20 protein-coding genes and 1 pseudogene are annotated in these 18,743 nt (G+C 67.8%); 9 read left to right on the forward strand and 12 right to left on the reverse strand.

The features are described from left to right. Positions 1-22 precede the first annotated feature (22 nt). Positions 23-1,312: an ROK family protein gene (locus QGN32_RS08945; RefSeq protein WP_326548217.1), complete on the reverse strand. Its 1,290-nt coding sequence runs from the start codon at positions 1,310-1,312 to the stop codon at positions 23-25. Positions 1,313-1,494: 182 nt separating this feature from the next. Between QGN32_RS08945 and QGN32_RS08950 the strand changes: the two genes are divergently transcribed. Next, a complete protein-coding gene (locus QGN32_RS08950) occupies positions 1,495-2,253 on the forward strand; it encodes an SDR family oxidoreductase (RefSeq protein WP_326548218.1) in 759 nt (252 codons plus the stop codon). A gap of 72 nt (positions 2,254-2,325) precedes the next feature. On the opposite strand, the gene QGN32_RS08955 is transcribed toward QGN32_RS08950, so the two are convergent. Together QGN32_RS08955 and QGN32_RS08960 are read right to left on the reverse strand one after the other, a co-directional pair. Then, positions 2,326-3,615, reverse strand: a complete 1,290-nt coding sequence (locus QGN32_RS08955; RefSeq protein ID WP_326548219.1) for a L,D-transpeptidase — start codon at positions 3,613-3,615, stop codon at positions 2,326-2,328. A 15-nt stretch (positions 3,616-3,630) separates the two neighbouring features. Beyond that, a complete protein-coding gene (locus QGN32_RS08960) occupies positions 3,631-4,686 on the reverse strand; it encodes a UDP-N-acetylmuramate dehydrogenase (protein WP_326548220.1) in 1,056 nt (351 codons plus the stop codon). A gap of 26 nt (positions 4,687-4,712) precedes the next feature. Here QGN32_RS08960 and QGN32_RS08965 point away from each other — a divergent pair, with 26 nt between their 5' ends. The 4 genes from QGN32_RS08965 (at position 4,713) to QGN32_RS08980 (ending at position 7,782) form a co-directional block, all read left to right on the forward strand. Continuing rightward, positions 4,713-5,219 (forward strand): DUF2505 domain-containing protein, encoded by a 507-nt coding sequence (locus QGN32_RS08965; protein WP_326548221.1) that lies wholly within the window; start codon positions 4,713-4,715, stop codon positions 5,217-5,219. An 85-nt stretch (positions 5,220-5,304) separates the two neighbouring features. Next, positions 5,305-6,105, forward strand: coding sequence for a class I SAM-dependent methyltransferase (locus QGN32_RS08970; RefSeq protein ID WP_326548222.1), 801 nt, complete (start codon positions 5,305-5,307; stop codon positions 6,103-6,105). A 10-nt stretch (positions 6,106-6,115) separates the two neighbouring features. Continuing rightward, positions 6,116-6,931, forward strand: a complete 816-nt coding sequence (locus QGN32_RS08975; RefSeq protein WP_326548223.1) for a carbon-nitrogen hydrolase family protein — start codon at positions 6,116-6,118, stop codon at positions 6,929-6,931. Then, positions 6,928-7,782, forward strand: a complete 855-nt coding sequence (locus tag QGN32_RS08980) for an LmeA family phospholipid-binding protein (RefSeq protein WP_326548224.1) — start codon at positions 6,928-6,930, stop codon at positions 7,780-7,782. The genes QGN32_RS08975 and QGN32_RS08980 overlap by 4 nt, the downstream gene beginning before the upstream one ends. A gap of 3 nt (positions 7,783-7,785) precedes the next feature. On the opposite strand, the gene QGN32_RS08985 is transcribed toward QGN32_RS08980, so the two are convergent. After that, entirely contained in the window at positions 7,786-9,225 is a 1,440-nt protein-coding gene (locus QGN32_RS08985) for a zinc ribbon domain-containing protein (RefSeq protein ID WP_326548225.1), read from the reverse strand. Between the two features lie 83 nt (positions 9,226-9,308). Then, on the reverse strand, positions 9,309-10,943 hold the full coding sequence (locus tag QGN32_RS08990) for a S53 family peptidase (RefSeq protein WP_326548226.1): 1,635 nt from the start codon (positions 10,941-10,943) through the stop codon (positions 9,309-9,311). Between the two features lie 5 nt (positions 10,944-10,948). Here QGN32_RS08990 and QGN32_RS08995 point away from each other — a divergent pair, with 5 nt between their 5' ends. Continuing rightward, on the forward strand, positions 10,949-11,155 hold the full coding sequence (locus QGN32_RS08995; protein ID WP_326548227.1) for a hypothetical protein: 207 nt from the start codon (positions 10,949-10,951) through the stop codon (positions 11,153-11,155). Between the two features lie 108 nt (positions 11,156-11,263). Here the strand turns inward: QGN32_RS08995 and deoC are convergent, their stop codons facing one another. The 6 genes from deoC to QGN32_RS09025 form a co-directional block, all read right to left on the reverse strand. Beyond that, a complete protein-coding gene (gene deoC / locus QGN32_RS09000) occupies positions 11,264-11,956 on the reverse strand; it encodes a deoxyribose-phosphate aldolase (RefSeq protein ID WP_326548228.1) in 693 nt (230 codons plus the stop codon). Beyond that, a complete protein-coding gene (locus QGN32_RS09005) occupies positions 11,956-12,378 on the reverse strand; it encodes a DUF2599 domain-containing protein (RefSeq protein ID WP_326548229.1) in 423 nt (140 codons plus the stop codon). The genes deoC and QGN32_RS09005 overlap by 1 nt, the downstream gene beginning before the upstream one ends. Beyond that, positions 12,378-12,662, reverse strand: a complete 285-nt coding sequence (locus QGN32_RS09010; protein ID WP_326548230.1) for a DUF2516 family protein — start codon at positions 12,660-12,662, stop codon at positions 12,378-12,380. Before QGN32_RS09010 ends, QGN32_RS09005 begins: the two co-directional genes overlap by 1 nt. A 66-nt stretch (positions 12,663-12,728) precedes the next feature. Next, complete coding sequence (locus QGN32_RS09015) at positions 12,729-13,349, reverse strand: heparin-binding hemagglutinin (RefSeq protein WP_326548231.1); 621 nt, start codon at positions 13,347-13,349, stop codon at positions 12,729-12,731. A gap of 57 nt (positions 13,350-13,406) precedes the next feature. Beyond that, the gene (locus QGN32_RS09020; protein WP_326548232.1) at positions 13,407-13,829 is read right to left on the reverse strand and encodes a helix-turn-helix domain-containing protein; all 423 of its coding nucleotides are present in this window, start codon (positions 13,827-13,829) and stop codon (positions 13,407-13,409) included. A 90-nt stretch (positions 13,830-13,919) separates the two neighbouring features. Next, entirely contained in the window at positions 13,920-15,326 is a 1,407-nt protein-coding gene (locus QGN32_RS09025; protein WP_442791833.1) for a DUF445 domain-containing protein, read from the reverse strand. A 32-nt stretch (positions 15,327-15,358) separates the two neighbouring features. On the opposite strand from QGN32_RS09025, the gene QGN32_RS09030 reads away from it, so the two are divergent. From QGN32_RS09030 to QGN32_RS09040, 3 genes and pseudogenes are all read left to right on the forward strand, one after another. Further along, complete coding sequence (locus tag QGN32_RS09030) at positions 15,359-16,069, forward strand: TetR/AcrR family transcriptional regulator (RefSeq protein WP_326548234.1); 711 nt, start codon at positions 15,359-15,361, stop codon at positions 16,067-16,069. Further along, entirely contained in the window at positions 16,066-16,908 is an 843-nt protein-coding gene (locus QGN32_RS09035; protein WP_326548235.1) for a polyphosphate kinase 2 family protein, read from the forward strand. The genes QGN32_RS09030 and QGN32_RS09035 overlap by 4 nt, the downstream gene beginning before the upstream one ends. Before the next feature lie 98 nt (positions 16,909-17,006). After that, a pseudogene (locus QGN32_RS09040) lies at positions 17,007-17,845 on the forward strand (endonuclease domain-containing protein). Positions 17,846-17,863: 18 nt separating this feature from the next. Here QGN32_RS09040 and QGN32_RS09045 read toward each other — a convergent pair. Further along, positions 17,864-18,724, reverse strand: a complete 861-nt coding sequence (locus QGN32_RS09045) for a 3-hydroxybutyryl-CoA dehydrogenase (protein WP_326548236.1) — start codon at positions 18,722-18,724, stop codon at positions 17,864-17,866. Between the last annotated feature and the right edge of the window lie 19 nt (positions 18,725-18,743).

The raw sequence follows: 18,743 nt of genomic DNA on the forward strand, positions 1-18,743 counted from the left end.
ACCGTCCGCAGATCAACCCCCGTCACGCCGGGACATCGGGCCTGGCTTCGGGCGCGCGTGGTTGCGCGCGCCGCATGGCACCGATGGGGTCGGCGTACAGCCCGCCGAGCGACACCACACCCGCTCCGGCTTCCTGGACGCGGTTGCCAAACGAGGTCAGCCGGATCGTGCGGGCGGGCATCACCGAACGCTGGGCGAACGCGGCCGCCACGGTGGCCATGCCCTCGGGGTACTCGGTGAACGCCTGGCCGCCGACCACCAGATCGTCGGGGTTGAGCATGTCGCGCAGCAGCGCGACCGCTTCGCCGAGCACCCTCGCCCGCTCGGCCAGCAGTTCCCGCGCCGGCCGGCTGCCCTGGCGCGCGACCTTGAGCAGTGCCCGCATCGTCGAACCGGGGCCCTCGACCGGGATGGCGCGCGCCTTGCGTGCGGCGATCAGCACCGCCTCATCGCTGACCGTGGACTCCAATAGCCCAGTGCCGCCGAGCGATTCGGAGTGAACGGGCAGCGCGGCGATGGTGCCGGGACCGCTGGCGGGCGAGTGCACCCGGCCGCCGATGGACAGCGCGTAGCCGACGGTCTCGCGGGCGTAGACGTACAGGCTCGTGGACGCGGGCGAGGGCCTGTGCACACCGAGCAGCAGTTCGGCGCCGGCCATCGCATCGACGTGCGAGGCGACCGACACCGGCAGCGCGAGCGTCTCGGCGAGCACCGGCCCGACCGGCGCGTCGGACCATCCGAGCCGCGGATGGTCCAGGTGACCGGTCGACCCTTCGACGACCCCACCCGCCGCGACACCCACCCACAGCGGGCGCCGGCGGTGCCAGCGAATCAGGTATCGGCGCACGCTGCCCGCCAGCGACGCCAGTGCGGCGGCCTGGGCGCCCCGGGGGGTCGGCGTCTCGACCGCGTCGAGGGTGCGGCCGAACAGGTCGGTGGCCACGATGCTGGTGGTGCGGGCGCCGATGTGAATACCCAACGTGAGAAACGGTTCGTGGTTCACCTCGACGGGAACCCGGGGCCTACCGATCGCGCCGGAGACCGCGAGGTCGGCACGCTCGCGCAGCACGCCGGCCTCGAGCAGCGCGGTGACCTGGCGATTGACGGTAGCGATGCTCAGGCCGCTGACCTGGGCGATCGCGTCACGCGCGATGGGGCCGCGCAGCCGGGCCGCACTGAACACCGACGCGGCGGCCGCGTCGGCCACCTTCAGCGCCGGCGCGACGATTCGGGTCCGGGCCTGAGGGTATCGCCCGTTTGCCGGCGACAGCGCGCGTTTGGCGGGCAGGGTGGTTGTGACGGAAGTGCGCATCTGTCTGTCCTTTTGAGGGTCGGCCGACGGGTGACGGGGCCACGCCCGGCGACTCAGCAGGACAGCGATTGCGTCCGGAAACAGTCAGGCGCGGCGGGGTGCGCGACAACAACACGCACGCCGCGAGAAGGCCTGACGGGACAACATCCGGTGAACTTAGCACGCCAACTAACCTTGGACGGATGACGACTTCCCAGACCGACAGCCGGGTCGCGGTGGTCACCGGCGCCAGCGCCGGGATCGGCGAAGCGACCGCGAGAACGCTTGCCGCCCAAGGCTTTCACGTCGTCTGCGTGGCCCGCCGCGAGGCCCCGGTCAAGGCCCTCGCGGCCGAGATCGGGGGCACCGCAATTGTGGCGGACGTCACATCCGAAACCGCGGTATCGGCGCTGTCCGCGGCGCTGGACCGGGTAGACGTGCTGGTCAACAACGCCGGTGGAGCGCGTGGACTCGAACCGGTCGCCGAGGCCGACGTCGAGCATTGGCGCTGGATGTGGGAAGCCAATGTGCTCGGCACCCTGCTGGTGACCCGCGCGCTGCTGCCGAAGCTCATCGCGTCCGGCGACGGGCTGATCGTCACCGTCACCTCGATCGCCGCGGTGGAGATCTACGACAACGGCGCCGGGTACACCTCCGCCAAACATGCGCAAGGCGTGCTGCATCGCACGTTGCGCAGCGAGCTGTTCGGAAAACCGGTGCGGCTCACCGAAGTTGCGCCCGGCATGGTGAAGACGGACTTCTCGCTGAACCGGTTCGAGGGCGACGAGGAACGCGCCGCCAAGGTCTACGAAGGCGTCCATCCGCTGCTGGCCGAGGACATCGCCGACATCATCGGTTTCGTCGCGACTCGACCGTCGCACGTCGACCTCGACCTGATCGTGGTCCGGCCGCGCGATCAGGTCAGCGGGGCCAGCGGATCACGGTTCAACCGCCGCACGTAGACACCGAAACTGCTTACAGATCGTGGTTTCGCGCGATTTTGCGATCTCGCCGCGGTTTCGCCGCAGTAAGTCCTAGCGGCCGGGGCGCCCGTTGACCGGCTGCGGCGCACCGGACGGCGTCGCGGGCGCGGTGCTCGGAATGTCCGGGGCGTTCTGGTCCGACAGCGCCGACATCGCTGTCCACTCGTCCCACGGCACCGCCCAGTCCCAAAGGTCGCCGTCGGCGTAGGACAGCTGGATACGCGTTCCGGTGACCTCGACCGGGTCGCCGTATATCGCACTGTTGAAGTACTGCTGGGCGTCCTCGGTCGACAAGTTGATGCAGCCGTTCGTCACGTTCGTGTTGCCCTGGGCGCCCGAACTGGCCGGGTTGGCGTGAATGAACTCGCCGTTGTTGGAGATCCGGACGGCGAACCGCTCCCGGATGTTGGCATAACCGGCCGCGGGGTTGGTCATGTAGAAGTCCTCGTACTTCTCGGTGACGACGTGGGTTCCGCTGCGGGTCACGTTGCGGTCCACGTCACCCTCGCCGTAGCTGCACGGGAAGTCCATGATCACCGCCCCCGCGCCGTCGAGGACCTGGATGCGATGCGACGACGCCTCTGCCTTGACGACCTGACGACGGCCGATCTCGAACGTCAGCGTCGCATCCTGGGCACCGTAGGCGCCGTCGCCGAACGGCACGCCGTAGAGCTTGGCGTCGACGTGCACCTTGGTGCCCGCCGGGTAGTACTCGCGGGTGCGCCAGTGCACGCGTGACCCGCCGACCTCGTCGGGGAGCCACGCCCAGCTGCCCTCCACCTGCGGATCGGTGGTGACCTTGAGCGCTTTCTCCACCGACGCCTTGTCGGCGATCGAGGCGTCGAACTGGATGATGATCGGCGCCGCCACCCCGACGACCTGACCGTCGGCGAGCTGGAACTGGCCGCTGACCTGGGCGCTGGGGTTGATCGTGGAGAACGAGCCTTCGACGGGCGTCGCCTTGCCGTCGCGGCCGACGACCGAACCCTTCCACGTGTACTCGGCGCCGTAGCCCAGCGGTTCGGTGGTCGTGAACTCGGTGCGGTCGCGGTTGAGCGCGCCGGCGACGACCTTTCCGTCGCGATTGGTCAGCGTGACCCGCTGGAACCAGCCGCCGGCCACCTCCACGCCGACGGCCTCGGTGGGCACGATGTCGGTGGCGTCGTTGGCCGGCTTGAAGTTCAGCGAGGGCGCGTCCGGCGCCGTTTCGCCCTGTGCGGAAGAGCCGTCGTTGTTGGTCGAGCACGCGGCCAGCACCCCGGGCGCGACGACACCGACCGCCAGTGCGGTCAAGGCACGCCTCCGGTTGAACTCCGGCGGCTGGGGCTCCGCGGTACTCACGTGGACCCAGCGTACCTACAGCGAACAGCCGATCAGGACAGGCTCGGCCGTGAGCTCGATCCCGAATCTCGTTCGAACGCCGTCGCGTACGGTCCTCGCCAGCGCGATCACGTCGGCCGTGGTGGCGCCGCCGCGGTTGGTCAACGCCAGAGCGTGCTTGGTCGACAGCCGCACGGCGACACCGTCGCCCGGATACCCCTTGCCGAAGCCGGCGCGCTCGACCAGCCACCCCGCGGCGAGTTTGACCCCGCCGGGCGCCGGATAGTTGGGCACCGGCCCGTCGGCCGAGCCTCGCACCCGGTCGAACTCGGCGGCCGTGACGACGGGATTGGTGAAGAACGATCCCACGCTCCAGGTGTCGTGGTCGTCCGCGTCGAGCACCATGCCCTTGCTCGATCGCAGCGCCAGCACCGCCTCGCGCACCGCGAGCGGATCGGCGCGGCTCCCTGGTTCGGCCCCCAGGGCGGCGGCCAGCTCGCCGTAGCGCAGCGGCGCGCTGCGGCCGTCGGCGTCCAGCGCGAACTCCACTTCGAGCACGATCGCGTCCCGTGCGTACTTGAGGACGCTGGTGCGGTAGCCGAACCGCAGCGCCTCCGGTGCGACCCAGCGATCCTCACCGGTGCGACGGTCCAGCAGCCGCACCCGCCGGATGGTCTCGGCCACCTCGGTGCCGTACGCGCCGACGTTCTGCACCGGTGTCGCACCGGCTGACCCCGGGATTCCGGACAGGCACTCCAGCGCGCCGAGCCCGTGGGCCAGCGATGTGACCACGACGTCGTCCCACACCGCACCCGCCTCGGCGCGCAGCAGGTTGCCGTCGACGGTGATCTCGGTGTTGGCGAGGTGGATGACGGAGAGGTCTTTCAGCTCGTCGGACAGCACGACGTTCGAGCCGCCGGCCAGCACCAGCGAGTCGTCACCGGGGCCGAGGTCGCGGACCACGTCGATGACCTTCTGCGTGGTGTCGCATGTGATCAGCCGCCGCGCAACGGGTCCGATCCGCAGCGTCGTCAGCGGCGCAAGCGGCACGTGCTCCTCGACCGAGGCGCCCCCTGGTTGCGAACTGACCACGGCCGGTAACGGTAGCCTGACCAGCTATGCCGCGCTCATTCGACATGGCCGCCGAGTACGGGGGCACCGTCGAGCAGGTTCACCGGGCGTTTGGCGACGAACGCTACTGGCTCGCGCGGCTCACGGATTCCGGGGCCGACGACTACTCGCTGGACTCGATGGTCGTCGACGAGCACGGCGGCATCGACGTCGTCACGACCCAGACGTTGCGGACCGACCGGTTGCCCGGACTGGTCACCCAGTTCCACCGCGGCAACCTGAGCTTCGTGCGCGAGGAGACGTGGACTCCGGTCCGCGACGGGAAGGCCGTCGCGACGGTCAAGGGGTCGATCCCGGGCGCTCCCGCCGGCCTGACGGGCACCGCGGTGCTGGCGCCCGCCGATTCCGGTGCGCGACTGGAGTTCACCATCGAGGTCGAGGTACGGGTCCCGCTGGTGGGCGGCAAGATCGAGAACTTCATCGGGGGGCAACTCGTCGATCTGCTGATCGCCGAGCAGCGCTTCACGACCGTGTGGATCGCCGAAAACGCCTGATACGTCAGGACGTTAGTGGCGCGTGTGTGTGGACGGTACGGCGTGGGGCCCCGGCAGCCGAGCCGCCGAGCCCTACACTCGGGCCATGAGCGGGCCCATCGGTCAGCTGACCCGGGGCACCACCGGTCACAACCGGCTGCGGCGCTGCGACCGCTGGCTGGTGCACACGCCACGGGTGCGCACGGCGCTGCTGTCCGCAGAAGACCCGCTCGTCGTCGACCTCGGCTACGGTGCGCTGCCCGTGACGACGCTGGAGCTCGCGGCCCGATTGAGGGTGGTGCGCAACGATATTCGCGTCGTGGGACTGGAGATCGACCCGGAGCGCGTGCAGACCGCGAAGGTCGCCGGCACCGCCGCGGTCCGATTCGGTCTCGGCGGTTTCGAGCTGGCCGGTATGCGACCCGTGCTGGTGCGGGCCTTCAACGTATTGCGGCAGTACCCGGTCGAAGCCGTCCGGGATGCGTGGTCGACGATGCAACGGCAACTCGCGCCCGGTGGGCTCATCGTCGACGGCACCTGCGACGAGATCGGCCGGCGATGTTGCTGGATCCTGCTGGTCGCCGACGGACCGGTGAGCCTGACGCTGGCCTGTGACCCGTTCGCGATCGAGCGGCCCTCCGACCTCGCGGAACGGTTGCCGAAGGCGCTGATTCACCACAACGTCGACGGCCAGCCGATCCACACGTTGTTGACCGCCGCCGACCGGGCGTGGGCCAGCGTCGCCGGCCACGGGGTCTTCGGCCCGCGGGTGCGGTGGCGCGCGATGCTGGATATGTTGCGCGACAGCGGTTTTCCCGTTGCACCCGCGCGCCGCCGGATGCGCGACGGGATACTGACGGTGCCGTGGTCGACTGTCGCGCCGACGGGTCGGGCGCGGCCAACGTAACCTGGGCCGTATGCGGATTGCCCTCGCGCAGATCCTCAGCGGCTCGGAGCCGGCGGCGAACCTCGCGCTGGTCGAGGACTACACCCACCGTGCTGCCGACGCGGGCGCGCGGATGGTGCTGTTCCCGGAGGCGACGATGTGCCGGTTCGGGGTACCGCTCGACCCGGTCGCCGAACCCCTGGACGGACCGTGGGCGTCGCGGGTGCGGGCGATCGCCGATCGCGCGGGCATAGTCGTCGTCGCCGGCATGTTCGTACCCACCGGTGACGGACGAGTGTTCAACACGCTGATCGCAACCGGCTCGGGAGTCGACGCGCACTACGAGAAGATCCACCTCTACGACGCATTCGGCTTCCAGGAGTCCAAAACCGTCGCACCCGGGCGTGAACCCGTGGTGATCGACGTCGACGGCGTGGGGGTCGGCCTGACGCTGTGTTACGACGTCCGCTTTCCCGAGCTGTACGTCGAGCTGGCCGAGCGCGGTGCGCAACTGATCACCGTGCACGCGTCGTGGGGCAGCGGCCCGGGCAAGCTCGACCAGTGGACGCTGCTGGCGCGGGCGCGGGCCATCGACACAACCGGCTACGTCGCGGCGGTCGACCAGGGCCGTCCGGGCGCCGATATCGCGGCCGTCGGCCCCACCGGTGTGGGGGGCAGCCTGGTCGCTTCACCGACCGGCGAGGTGGTGTGCTCCGCGGGCGCCGACCCGCAGTTGCTCGTGACCGACATCGACCTGGACAACGCTCACAGGGTCCGCGAGACGATCGCGGTGTTGAGCAACCGCGCGGACTTCGCCCGCCGCGGTAAGGCAGAATCGCGGTCGTGACCGACCCGTGGGCTCGCCCGAACCAACCGTCGACGCCGCAGGGCCAGGTTGCCCCGACGCAGCAGGCGCCACCGCCGCAGGGACCGCAGGAGCCACCGTCGTCCGCATCGAAGATCAAAGATTTCTTCCGCGATCCGCTGTCGATCGTGCTCGTGGTCGTCATCGTGGTCGCCCTGGTGCTGGCCGGCGTACTGGCCGGTGAGCTCTACGCGCGCAAGCGGGCGAACGACGTCGTCGCCCGCGTCACGTCGTGCGTCGTAGAGGACGAGGTGAGCGCTTCGTTCGGAGTCATGCCGCCGTTCCTGATTCAGCACATGTCCGGGCATTACACGAACATCCACATCGAGACCGCCGGCAATCAGATCCGCGACGCCAAGGACATGAAGGTCGAGTTGTCGATCCAGGACGTCCGCCTCGAGGACACGGCCACTTCGGGCGGCTCGGTCGGCTCCCTGGTCGCGGACATCAGCTGGTCGTCGGAGGGTATTCGGCAGACCATCTCCGATTCGATCCCGCTCATCGGCGCGTTCGTCACCGGCGTCACGACCAACCCCTCCGACGGCACGATCGAGTTGGAGGGCGCGCTGGGCTCCATCAAAGCCAGACCCACGGTGGCCGACGGCGGGATCTCGCTACAGGTGATCGAGCTGACCGGGCTCGGCTTCACGTTGCCGCGCGAAGCCGTGCAACCGGCGTTGGACGCGTTCACCTCGGAGCTGACGACGAACTACCCGATGGGCATCAAGGCGGATTCGGTCGACGTCACCGATGACGGGGTGGTGAGCCGGTTCTCGACAAGCAACGCCGAAATACCGAAGGGCCAGCAGGATCCGTGCTTCACGGCCTTGTGACCGTCAGTCGGTGACGCCGCCCCAGCGGAAGCTGTTGACGTACCTACCCATATCCATCGCCAGCTGCAGATTCGCGCCCGATGGATGGCCGGTGCCGAAGCCGCGGGTGAACTGGCGGTACGGCCCGATCGCCGACGCCACCAGCGCGTAGTCGTTCTTGACCGCAACCATCACGATCAGCCGTATCCGGGTGTAGCGGCCGTTGGCGTCCTGCGGATAGTCGTCGGCGACGACGCCGTAGCCGAGCTCATAGCCGACCATTGCGTTCGGAATCTCGTATTCCGTTGCCGCATCCGGGTAGTACTCGTCGATCAGATCCTCGGCGATCTGCTTGGGCGTCCGGCCGTCGGCGGTCAGCCCGAACAACTCCATGGTGCCGGTATCCCCGCCGGTGAAGTTCAACTCGACGCCATCGGGGTTCAACGTGGCCTCGTACGCGCTGCCCGGACCGGGGTACTGGACGGAGAACGCTCCGTCGTGCGCATAGAACCGCGGGTTCGATTCGATGGGCTCACCGATCGGTGGCCGCCCGCAGTCCGGTGGGCACACGATCTTGGCAAGATGCGGAGTGGTGAGCACTGCCGCGACCACACCGGCGCCGGCCGCGACCGCGCCCCCGGCAGCGAGCGTGGCCAGTACGCGCATCGGACCGACCCGGCCGTCGCGGTCGGTTCGCGCAGGATCCGGCGTCGCGGCGCGTTGTCCGATGCGCAGGGCGGCCAACGCGATCAGCGCGATCACGGCGTGCACGGCCAGGTGCAGGCCTTGTGCAACCGGGGCGTACTCCGTAACACCCACGAGCGCGTAAAGAACCAGTGTCACAGCCACACTCGCGACGATCGCCCGCCACCGGCCCGCCCACAGCGTGGCTCCGACCAGCCCGCCGAGGGCCACGGCCGTCAAGGGCAGTGTCAAGCCTTGAATTCCGGCCTGCACCAGAAGTACGCCCACCCAGGGGCCTTCGGTCTTGACGCCCGTCGCGAACTGCGGGACCAATCGGACCAGGGTCGCCCCGGACGTGAAGACGACAGCGCTCAGCGCACCGACCGCGTAGCCGTCCAGCGGCGCACGGCTCACCGGAGGCACGAGCCGCAACGCCGCCGGTGGGAGCAGCATCAGAACCGCACTGGCGACGGGTATCCCGACGGCCATCAGCAGCCTCTCGACATCAAACCCGGCACCGCGCAGCGCCACGTCGTGAGATGCGGCGACCACCGGGCCCGTCGCCAACGCCCAGCCGATGCCGAGTACCGCGGACAGCGCAGCGGTCGACGCGAGTCGCCGCGTCGGCACATCGCGCTGGATGCCCGCCACACGGAGATAGCCGACGAACACCAGCGCCACACCGACCACCGCGACGGCGATCAGCGGCGCCTGCCAGCGCAACACCGCGAAGCAGACCAGCAGCAGCGCGAGCACCGCGAGTGCCCATCCGAACGACACCCGGGAACGAGACGCCAGATGGGGAAACAACGTGCTGGTCAAGGGATTTCGCCACCCGACCGGGCGGTGCGGTGACACCTCAGTCAACGGGGCGTCTTCTGCAGGTCGAGAAGGTTCCGGGCGAGGTTGTAGGTGTTCGGGGTCCCGAGGCCCGTCACCAGGTCATAACCCGGCAACGCCAGGTCCACGGCGTTCCCGCCTTTGCGCACATCCCGGAACCCGGGCAGGTTCGACCCCGCAGCCACCTGGTACAGCAAGGGGTTGAGATTTCCCAGCGGCCGCCCGCCGTTGGCCACCAGATACTGGTTCATCAGCACGGTCAGCGCCGCCCAGATCGGGGCCGATTGCGATGTGCCCCCGCCCATCATCTCGCGCTGACCCAAGATGAACCGCACCCCGGTGAACGGGTCGGCGACCGCGGAGACGTCGGGAGCCAGGCGCCGGCGCCCGGTATCCCGCGCGATCTCCAACCGGTCCTGCCAAGCCGGCCGGGCGAACAACTTCGACACTCCGCCGCTGCTGCCTTGAGACAGCGGCGAATCCACCCACGCGCGTTCGGCGAGCCACTGCCCGCGGGTACCCGTCGACAGCGTCGTGCCGCCGACGGACGTCATCGCGGGAAGCGAGGCGACCGCGTCGAGGCCGATGTCATCCGGTCCGGGCGGTGCCGACCACCGGTCGCCGCCTTTGCATTCCAGCCCGGCGGTGTCGCCGCTGGCGTCGAACGCCGAGGTACCGCGCCGCTGCGCGGACGCCAGCGCCGCCGCCACGGGCGCCAGATCGGTTGCGCTGACGAACGCCTCGCAGCCCCATCCGATCGACAGGCTCCACACCGCCCCCGGGTAGTCGCGGTCGACCTGCTCGAACAGGTTGCCGATCTTCTCGTATGCGCCATCGCCTTCCACGGTCGGTCTGGCGTTGACCACCACAAGCCGCGCATCGGGCGCAATCGCGTGCGCCACTTGCAGATCCATCGCGGTCTCACCATGCATCTCGGAGGGCTTGCCCCCGACTATCTCGGGGGTGAATCTCGGCAGCCCGGAGGTGTCTGCGAACAGGTCGAGATCGTCTTGTTCGACGCTGTCGAAGGTGAAGATCACGATCGTCGCGCCGTCGCCGGTGAACCCGGCATCGGCGAGCGGTGTCGCGTTGTACACCTCGAGCAACCCCGCCGGAGTCAGACCACCCTTGGGTACGTCCAGAGGAAGGAAGTCAGGTGTCTTGGTGCGGTACGGCGTGTAGCTCATGATGCGGCCGACCGCGGTGACGGTGTCGCGCAGGTCCGGCGGGATCGACGGTTGTTGCGGCGATGCGTAGAACTCATCGCCTTTCGGGGACCGGAAATCGCGCACCGGCACCGCGAACGCCTGCCCGACGTCCGCCGCGGCGCCCTCGACGATCGCCCATCCGTCGCCGGGCCGCCAGCGCACCCATAGGTTGCGAGCGTCGGCCCAGCCCATCAAGGCGTCGGGTCTGTCCGAACCGTCGAGCGCGACGGTGAGCTGGGCGTCGCCGGACCGGGACGGACCCAGATCGGTGGAGCGGGCGAGCAGGGCCGCGTACGGACCGGTGATCACGGCCGGGGCGCGCGTCGCACACGCGCCCGACGCGGCGATCAGCAGCGCGGCGGTGAGGAGGGCCGGAACCCGGCGCTTATTAACCCTGGCCCCGGGGGCCGCGATGCCGACCAGGCGTCGGACCTTCGGCTGGCGGTGCATTGACAGTGGGCGAGAACGGGTTCGGATCATCGGGATTGATGCGCGGCGCCTTCTCCGTCGGCGTCGCGGGGGGCGGTGTGGTCGTGGTGGTGGTCGTGGTGGTTTCTGGGGCCTCTTCCCCTTCGGTGGTGCACCCGGCGGTGACGGCAACCATCGCCAACACCGCGGTCACGCCCACCCCCGCCAGAACTCGACGAGGCAAACTGGGGTGAGTGATCATGATCGAATCCTATCTGCGGTTTCACGTGCGCAGAAGGCGATCAGCCAACTCGACGCGTGGTGTTCCTGATCGTACAGCAAATTTCTGCATCGAGCGTAAATCAATGTCGGCGGTCGCTTCCGGCCAAGCCTTCCAGCACCGCTCTCGTCCCCGACAGGCCCAGTCGGCTGGCCCCGGCGTTCAGCATCGCGATCGCGTCGGCGGCGGTCCGAATGCCGCCACTGGCCTTGACCTGCGGCCCTACCGTCGCCATCAGTTCAACGGCACGCACGGACGCGCCGCCGGCGGGATGGAAACCCGTTGAGGTCTTGACGAAGTCCGCACCCGCATCGGCCGCGGCCCGGCACGTCGTCAGCAACGTCTGCTCATCACCGAGCAGCAGTAGCGCGGCGGACTCGACTATCACTTTCAGCGTCGTGGGCACTCCGACCGCGGTCCGCACCGCAGCGACATCGGCGCGTAGCGCATCGAAGTCACCGTGCAGCGCGGCGCCCACGTCGATCACCATGTCGATCTCGCCTGCGCCGTCCTCGACCGCAAGGCGCGCCTCCTGGGCCTTGATCACCGACAGGTGTTTGCCGGACGGGAATCCGACGACCGCGCAGACCACCTGCGTCGGCGAACCCGACCGCTTGGCGATCGACGTCATCGACGGCGACACGCAGACGGCGTACACCCCGAGCGACGCGGCTTCCTCGGCGAGCGCGACGACGTCGGCCTCGGTCGCTTCGGGTTTGAGCAGCGTGTGATCGACCAGCGCCGCGACCTCATCGCGGCGATAGGTGTGGGCCATCAGAACGGTTCTTCGGTGCCGCCTGGGTTGCAGCCGGTCTGCACCATCCGCTCGTAGGAGACCTCCGGCCGCCACGGCTCGAGGTTCCAGCTGGTCTTGCCGGGCTTGTTGAGTTCGGCGAATTCCCAGTGGCAGATGAACTGCGGCTTCATCCCGGGGATGTCCGCGTCGGGCGAAAGCGTCAACACCTCCGCCCAGGCCGCCTCGCCCTGCACGGCGGTGGCCAGACCGGAGGCCAGGCGGCCGGCCGGGGTCGGATACACGCGAAGAGTGGACAGGTCACCCCACTTCGCCCACTCGACGTGGTCGACGAACGGTGGGGCGGGTTGCAGCGGGTTGGCCGATGCCGCGGGGACCGTCGGCGCGAGGAGTCCGGTCGCGGACCCGATTGCGAGCAGAGCGACCCCGAGGACGGGGCGCACTACCGCGACTTTCCCTGGACCTCGAGGAGTTTGGGGCGCACGTCGACCAGGTAGACACCGGCGGCGACCGCGGCGATGGCGGTGCCCAATACGGATCCGAGCACGAGCACCAGCAACCCGGCGACGCCGAGGATCACCAGCCAGACCGGCTTGGTCAGTTTGTCGGCGGCCGGATAGGCGTCCGGCCGTTGCATCGCCGCGTGGACGAACGCATACACCGTCGTCGCGAGGACGGCGATCTGCAAGAAAAAGAGGACGTAACCCACCAAGCCTTGGAGCTGCACGCTTCAAGACTAAGCGGGTTACGTCCCCTTGGTCGACTTTGGGCCCTCAGACCCGCCGCCGAAGTGCTACTTCTGGGTCACCTTCTTGGCCGGGGCCTTCTTCGCCGGGGCCTTTTTGGCCGGGGCCTTTTTGGCCGGGGCCTTCTTGGCCGCGCTCTTCACCGGCGCAGCACCCTTCTCGGCCTTCTTCGGCAGCTCGACGCCGACCAGCTTGGCGGCGCGCTCACCCACCGCGCGCGTCTGCGCGGCCACGTTGCCCAGGGCCTCCTGGGTCAGCTCGACGGCCTGGTCGGTGTAACCCTCGACGCGGCCGGCGGCCTCACTGAAGCCGGGCTGGCTGCGCAGCCGCTCGAGAGCGGCCTCGCCGCGCTCGATGAGCTTGTTGTAGGTGTTCTGCGCGGCCTCGGCGTAGGTCTCGGCGACTTTGCGCAGCTCGTCAGAACTCAGCCGCTCACGCAGCTCACCGAACTGCGACGGCAAGTCCTCCTGCAACTTGTCGATGCGCGCACGGGTCTCCTCGACACGGCTGCGCGAGTCGCTGCGGGCGTCGTCGGCGCGCTCACGCAGCGTCGCGACGATCTCGTTGACCCGCTCCAGAGCGAGATCGGCAGCGCCGACGGCGGCGAGCAGCGGCGCCTTAAGGTCGTCAACGTTGGGCTGGTTCTTGGCTGGGGTGTTCTTGGCCATGGTGTTCCTTTCTGGAGGATTTCTTCGATTGGCGTTTCGTATCAGAAGGTGTGGTCTCTATTCAGTCGCCGACTCCTCTTCTGTTTCGCTGCCTGTCACTTCGGCCTCGTTCTGCTGGCGGAACGACGTGTAGATATCGAGCAGCACCTGCTTCTGCCGCTCACTGATCACGGTGTCGTTGACGATGGCGTCGCGGACCTCGCTCGTCTCGCTGGGCTCGAGAATCCCGGCCCTCACGTAGAGCACTTCCGCGGACACCCGCAACGCCTTGGCGATCTGGTTGAGCACGTCGGCGGAGGGTTTGCGCAATCCCCGCTCGATCTGGCTGAGGTAGGGATTGCTGACGCCGGCCTTCTCGGCCAACTGTCGTACGGATACCTGAGCGGCCTCGCGTTGCGCGCGGATGAACGTGCCGATGTCCTGCGCGGCGGTCTGTGCAGCGTTGGACACGACGACGGCAAGGTTGTCATCTTGCGACATACACGCCCCCTCGTGCATCGGGTATCCAATAAGCGACACCATTTACCGTACGACCGGGTGCTAACTTTTGCAAGCATTGGTTAGCGCAGGTCAGAAGAGTAGTTGGGCTATCGAATAGATCACGAGGCCCGCCAGCGCGCCCACCACGGTGCCATTGATCCTGATGAATTGCAGGTCACGTCCGACATGGAGTTCGATGCGGCGGCTGGCCTCGTCGGCGTCCCACCGTTCGATGGTCTCGGTGATGATCGCGGTGATCTCGACGCCGTACTCGGCGACCAGGTGCTGGGCTGCCCGAATGATCCAGTCGTCCACCTTGTCGCGCAGATCGGCGTCATCGCGCAGCGACTCCCCGACGACCATCACCGAGTCCGCGATCCGGGTGCGCAGAGCCGACGACGGGTCGTCGACGGACTCGAACAAGATGCGCTTGGCCGCCGTCCACGCGGTCTCGGCCGCCCGGGTGACCTCGTCGCGGGCCATGATCTGGTCCTTGACGTTCTCGGCGCGCTGGATGGTGGCCTCGTCGTGCTGAAGGTCGTCGGCGAACTCGAACAGAAACCGGGTCGCCGACCGTCGCAGTTCGTGGTCCGGGTTTCGCCGGACCTTGTCGGTGAAGTCCATCAGTTCGCGGTGGATGCGATCGCCGACGAGATGGTCCATCCAGCGCGGTGACCAGTTGGGCGAATCGCGTTCGATCACCCGTTCTATGACGGGTCCGGCATTGAGCGACCACTGGAACGCCCGGTCGGCAAGCAGTTGCAGCAGCGCTTCTTGGCGGTGCTCGGCCAGCAGCGTGGCCAGCACCCGGCCCACCGGCGGACCCCACTGCGGTTCGGCGACGCGTTTGACGATCATGCGGTCGAGCACCTGCTGTACATCCTCGTCGCGCAGCATCTCCACCAAAACCCGTAGCACCGTGGCCGTCTCGGCCGCGACCCGTTCGGCGTGCGCACGTTCGGAGAGCCACTTGCCGAGCCGGCCGGCCACCTCGGCGTTGCGCAGCTTCGTCGACACGACATCGGCAGACAGGAAGTTCTCCCGCACGAAGGTGCCGAGGCCCTCGCCGAGTTGGTCCTTCTTGCGCTTGATGATCGCGGTGTGCGGGATCGGGATGCCCAACGGGTGCTTGAACAGCGCGGTGACCGCGAACCAGTCGGCGAGCGCGCCGACCATGCCGGCTTCGGCCGCGGCGCGCACGTAGCCGACCCAGCCGGGTGCGCCGTGCGACTGCGCCCAGGTGCAGAGCAAGAAGACGACAGTGGCGCCCAGGAGAAAGCTCAGTGCCACGACCTTCATCCGCCGCAGTGCGCGGCGGCGTTCCGCGTCGGCGACGGAGTCGGCCCCGGCCAGCGCCTCGGCGAAGCTGGTCCGCGGAGTGGGCGCGGTCACCGCTGCGCGTCGCCCGGCGCTCGGTCTGTGTGCCACTCTCCCATCATCCGCTACGACCGGCGGTGGGCCGGTCCGACAACCCGCGGTGTCAAGTCGCCGTACTATCGAGGGGAACTACGGAACGGATTGCGGGGAAAGTGGCGCAGCAGACCCAAGCGATCGCGGTCAAGACGGATGGCCGCAAGCGGCGTTGGCACAAGCACAAAGTGGAACGCCGCAATGAGCTGGTAGACGGCACGCTGGAGGCCATCCGTCGTCGCGGCAGCGGCGTCAGCATGGACGAGATCGCCGCCGAGATCGGTGTCTCGAAAACGGTGCTGTATCGGTACTTCGTCGACAAGAACGACCTGACGACCGCGGTGATGATGCGGTTCGCGCAGACCACGCTGATCCCGAACATGGCCGCGGCACTGTCGTCGAATCTGGACGGTTTCGCGCTGACCCGCGAAGTGATCCGGGTCTACGTCGAGACGGTGGCCGCCGAACCCGAGCCCTATCAGTTCGTGATGGCGAACAACTCGGCGAGCAAGAGCCGGGCGATCGCGACGTCCGAACAGATCATCGCGCGGATGTTGGCGGTGATGCTGCGGCGTCGCATGGTCGAGGCCGGCATGGACACCGGGGGCGTGGAGCCGTGGGCGTTTCACACCGTCGGCGGAGTCCAGCTGGCCACCCACTCGTGGATGTCGAACCCGCGGATGAGTTCGGACGAACTGATCGACTACCTGACCATGCTGTCGTGGAATGCGTTGTGCGGCATTGTGGAAGTCGGCGGATCGCTGGAGAAGTTCCGTGCTCAGCCGCACCCGTCGCCGATGCTGCCTCCGCCGCAACGGGCCAGCCAGTGACCTCGACTTCGGGTATCGCCGACGCGGTGCGGTTTCGCGCCGGCAACAAGGTGGCCGACATCGATCCCTCTGCCACACCGGGTTTCCGCGGTTCGAAGGCCGATGCGGCGACGGTTCTGCCCGAGCGCAGCGACCGGCTGGCGGGGCTGCAGGAGATGCTCTACGCCAGCTGGAAAGGTGGCGACAAGCGGTCGATCCTGCTGGTGCTGCAGGGCATGGATGCGGCCGGTAAGGGTGGCATCGTCAAACACGTTGTGGGCGCGGTGAACCCGATGGGTGTGCGGTACACCGCATTCGGCAAGCCAACCGCCGAGGAACGGGCCCATCACTACCTTTGGCGGATTTGGCGGGCGTTGCCACCGGCGGGACACATCGGCGTCTTCGACCGATCGCACTACGAGGATGTGCTCGTCGTCCGGGTGCACAACCTGGCGCCACCCGCGGTGTGGAATGCACGGTACGACGAGATCAACGCCTTCGAACGCGAACTCGTCGACGCCGGAACGACTCTGGTGAAAGTCGCGATGTTCCTCTCCCTCGACGAGCAGAGAAAGCAACTACTCGAGCGACTCGACGATCCGACGAAACACTGGAAGTACAACCCGGGCGACATCGACGAGCGTCTGAAATGGCCTCAATACCAGGAGGCCTATCAGGCGATGCTCGATCGCACGTCGACGGACTACGCGCCCTGGCACATCGTGCCGGCCAACCGCCGGTGGTACAGCAGGCTCGCGGTCACCGAATTGCTGATCCAGGCGCTCGAAGCCCTTGACTTGTCGTATCCACTCGCGGATTTCGACGTCGAGGCGGAGCGTCGGCGTCTGCTCAGCTCTTGATTGTGCCGAGACTGCGGTTTCTGACGCATCTCGGCCGATTTCTCTCATAAACCGCAGTCTCGTGGAACCGGTAGAGCGCTCCCGGCATCTAACTGGATATGGACCGTCTCATCGTGGGCAGCGACGCACTCGCAGCCGGCATCGTGACACGTCACGACCTGCGCACCAACTACTTCAAGGTGCACCACAACGTATACGCGCCGACAGGAATGGAACTCGACGCGCGTGTTCGAGCACATGCCGCGTGGCTTTGGTCTCGCGGACAAGCGACACTGTTCGGTCATTCGGCCGCGGCGATGTTCGGAACTCGCTGGCTACCGCCCGACAGACCGGCGGAACTGGCACGAATACGGCATCGATCTCCGCGCGGAATCGTCATCTACAGTGGGACGCTCGCCGATGACGAGGTCTGCGTGCGGGGCAGCTACGACTGCACGACACCCGCTCGGACGGCTTTTGACCTCGGCCGGCGGGTACCGGGGATCTGGGGATCATGCGAATCGACGCCCTACTCAACGCGACCGGGTGCACCATCGCCGAAGTGCACGGCATCGCGAACCGCCATCCCGGCGCACGGGGCATTCGTGAACTGCGCGCGACGTTGGATCTCGTCGACGGCGGCGCGGAATCACCGAAAGAGACTGAGCTTCGCCTGCTGCTCGTCCGTGACGGGTTGCCTCGTTTGGCCACGCAGATTCGCGTTGGCAATCGCCGAATCGATATGGGCTGGCGCCAGTGGAAGGTGGGCGTCGAGTACGACGGAATGCAGCATTGGACGAGTCCGGACATTCACGCGGGAGACATCGAACGGCTGGAGTTCTTGGCCGCGCAAGGCTGGCTGATCGTGCGGGTCAGCACGCGTCACCTGCGGTATCAACGAGTAGAGATACTGCGCCGGGTACGCGAGGCGCTCAGGAGCCGCGGCTGCTCCATCTGATCGCCGTGCGCTGGACGCCTAGTACGTGTAGAAGCCTCGGCCGGACTTCTTGCCGAGCTGGCCCGCCTCCACCATCCGCAACAGCAGCGGCGGTGGCGCACAGTGCGCGTCCTTGAGCTCTTCGAACATCGAGTCGGCGATAAGCTTCATGGTGTCCAACCCGATGAGATCGCTGAGCCGCAACGGCCCCATCGGATGCGACAGCCCGGCCACGATCGCCTTGTCGACGTCCTCGACCGTCGCGACGCCCGCCTCGACCATCCGGATCGCCGACAACAGGTACGGCACCAGCAGCGCGTTGACGACGAACCCGGAGCGGTCGGTGCAGCGCACCACCTGTTTACCAAGCAACTCGGTCGCGAACTGCTCCGTTCGGGCGAGCGCACCCGCTGACGTCACCAGCGTGTTGACGAGTTCGACGAGCGGCAGCACCGGCACCGGGTTGAAGAAGTGCAGTCCCAGCACACGGCTCGGATTCTTCGTCGCCGCAGCGATTTTCATGATGGGGATGCTCGAGGTGTTCGACGCCAGTACCGCGTCGGGGTCGCTGACGATCTCGTCGAGCTGGGCGAAGATCCTGCCCTTGACGGCCTCGTCCTCGACGACGGCCTCGATCACCAGCTGACGGTCGGCCAGATCGGACAGAACCGTGGTGTAGGTCAAGCGAGCCAGCGTGGCGTCGCGGTCGCTTTCGGTCAGCTTGCCCTTGCTCGCCGCCCGCTCGAGCGAGCCCGTGATGCGCTTGCGCCCCGACTCGACGAGTTCCTCGGTCGGTTCGTAGACGACGACGTTTGCGCCGGCTTTGGCCGACACCTCGGCGATGCCCGAACCCATCTGCCCGGCGCCCACGACGCCGACTCGTTCAATCTCTGTGCTCATAACGTCGAATTCTGCACCA

Source organism: Mycolicibacterium sp. ND9-15 (assembly GCF_035918395.1).
In the GTDB taxonomy this organism is placed as follows: domain Bacteria; phylum Actinomycetota; class Actinomycetes; order Mycobacteriales; family Mycobacteriaceae; genus Mycobacterium.

Coding starts and splice junctions, on each gene's coding strand:
- QGN32_RS08950 (WP_326548218.1), top strand. CDS start 1,495: ATGACGACTTCCCAGACCGACAGCCGGGTCGCGGTGGTCACCGGCGCC.
- QGN32_RS08975 (WP_326548223.1), top strand. CDS start 6,116: ATGCGGATTGCCCTCGCGCAGATCCTCAGCGGCTCGGAGCCGGCGGCG.
- QGN32_RS08990 (WP_326548226.1), bottom strand. CDS start 10,943: ATGCACCGCCAGCCGAAGGTCCGACGCCTGGTCGGCATCGCGGCCCCC.
- QGN32_RS08970 (WP_326548222.1), top strand. CDS start 5,305: ATGAGCGGGCCCATCGGTCAGCTGACCCGGGGCACCACCGGTCACAAC.
- deoC (WP_326548228.1), bottom strand. CDS start 11,956: ATGGCCCACACCTATCGCCGCGATGAGGTCGCGGCGCTGGTCGATCAC.
- QGN32_RS09020 (WP_326548232.1), bottom strand. CDS start 13,829: ATGTCGCAAGATGACAACCTTGCCGTCGTCGTGTCCAACGCTGCACAG.
- QGN32_RS09045 (WP_326548236.1), bottom strand. CDS start 18,724: ATGAGCACAGAGATTGAACGAGTCGGCGTCGTGGGCGCCGGGCAGATG.
- QGN32_RS09015 (WP_326548231.1), bottom strand. CDS start 13,349: ATGGCCAAGAACACCCCAGCCAAGAACCAGCCCAACGTTGACGACCTT.
- QGN32_RS08945 (WP_326548217.1), bottom strand. CDS start 1,312: ATGCGCACTTCCGTCACAACCACCCTGCCCGCCAAACGCGCGCTGTCG.
- QGN32_RS08965 (WP_326548221.1), top strand. CDS start 4,713: ATGCCGCGCTCATTCGACATGGCCGCCGAGTACGGGGGCACCGTCGAG.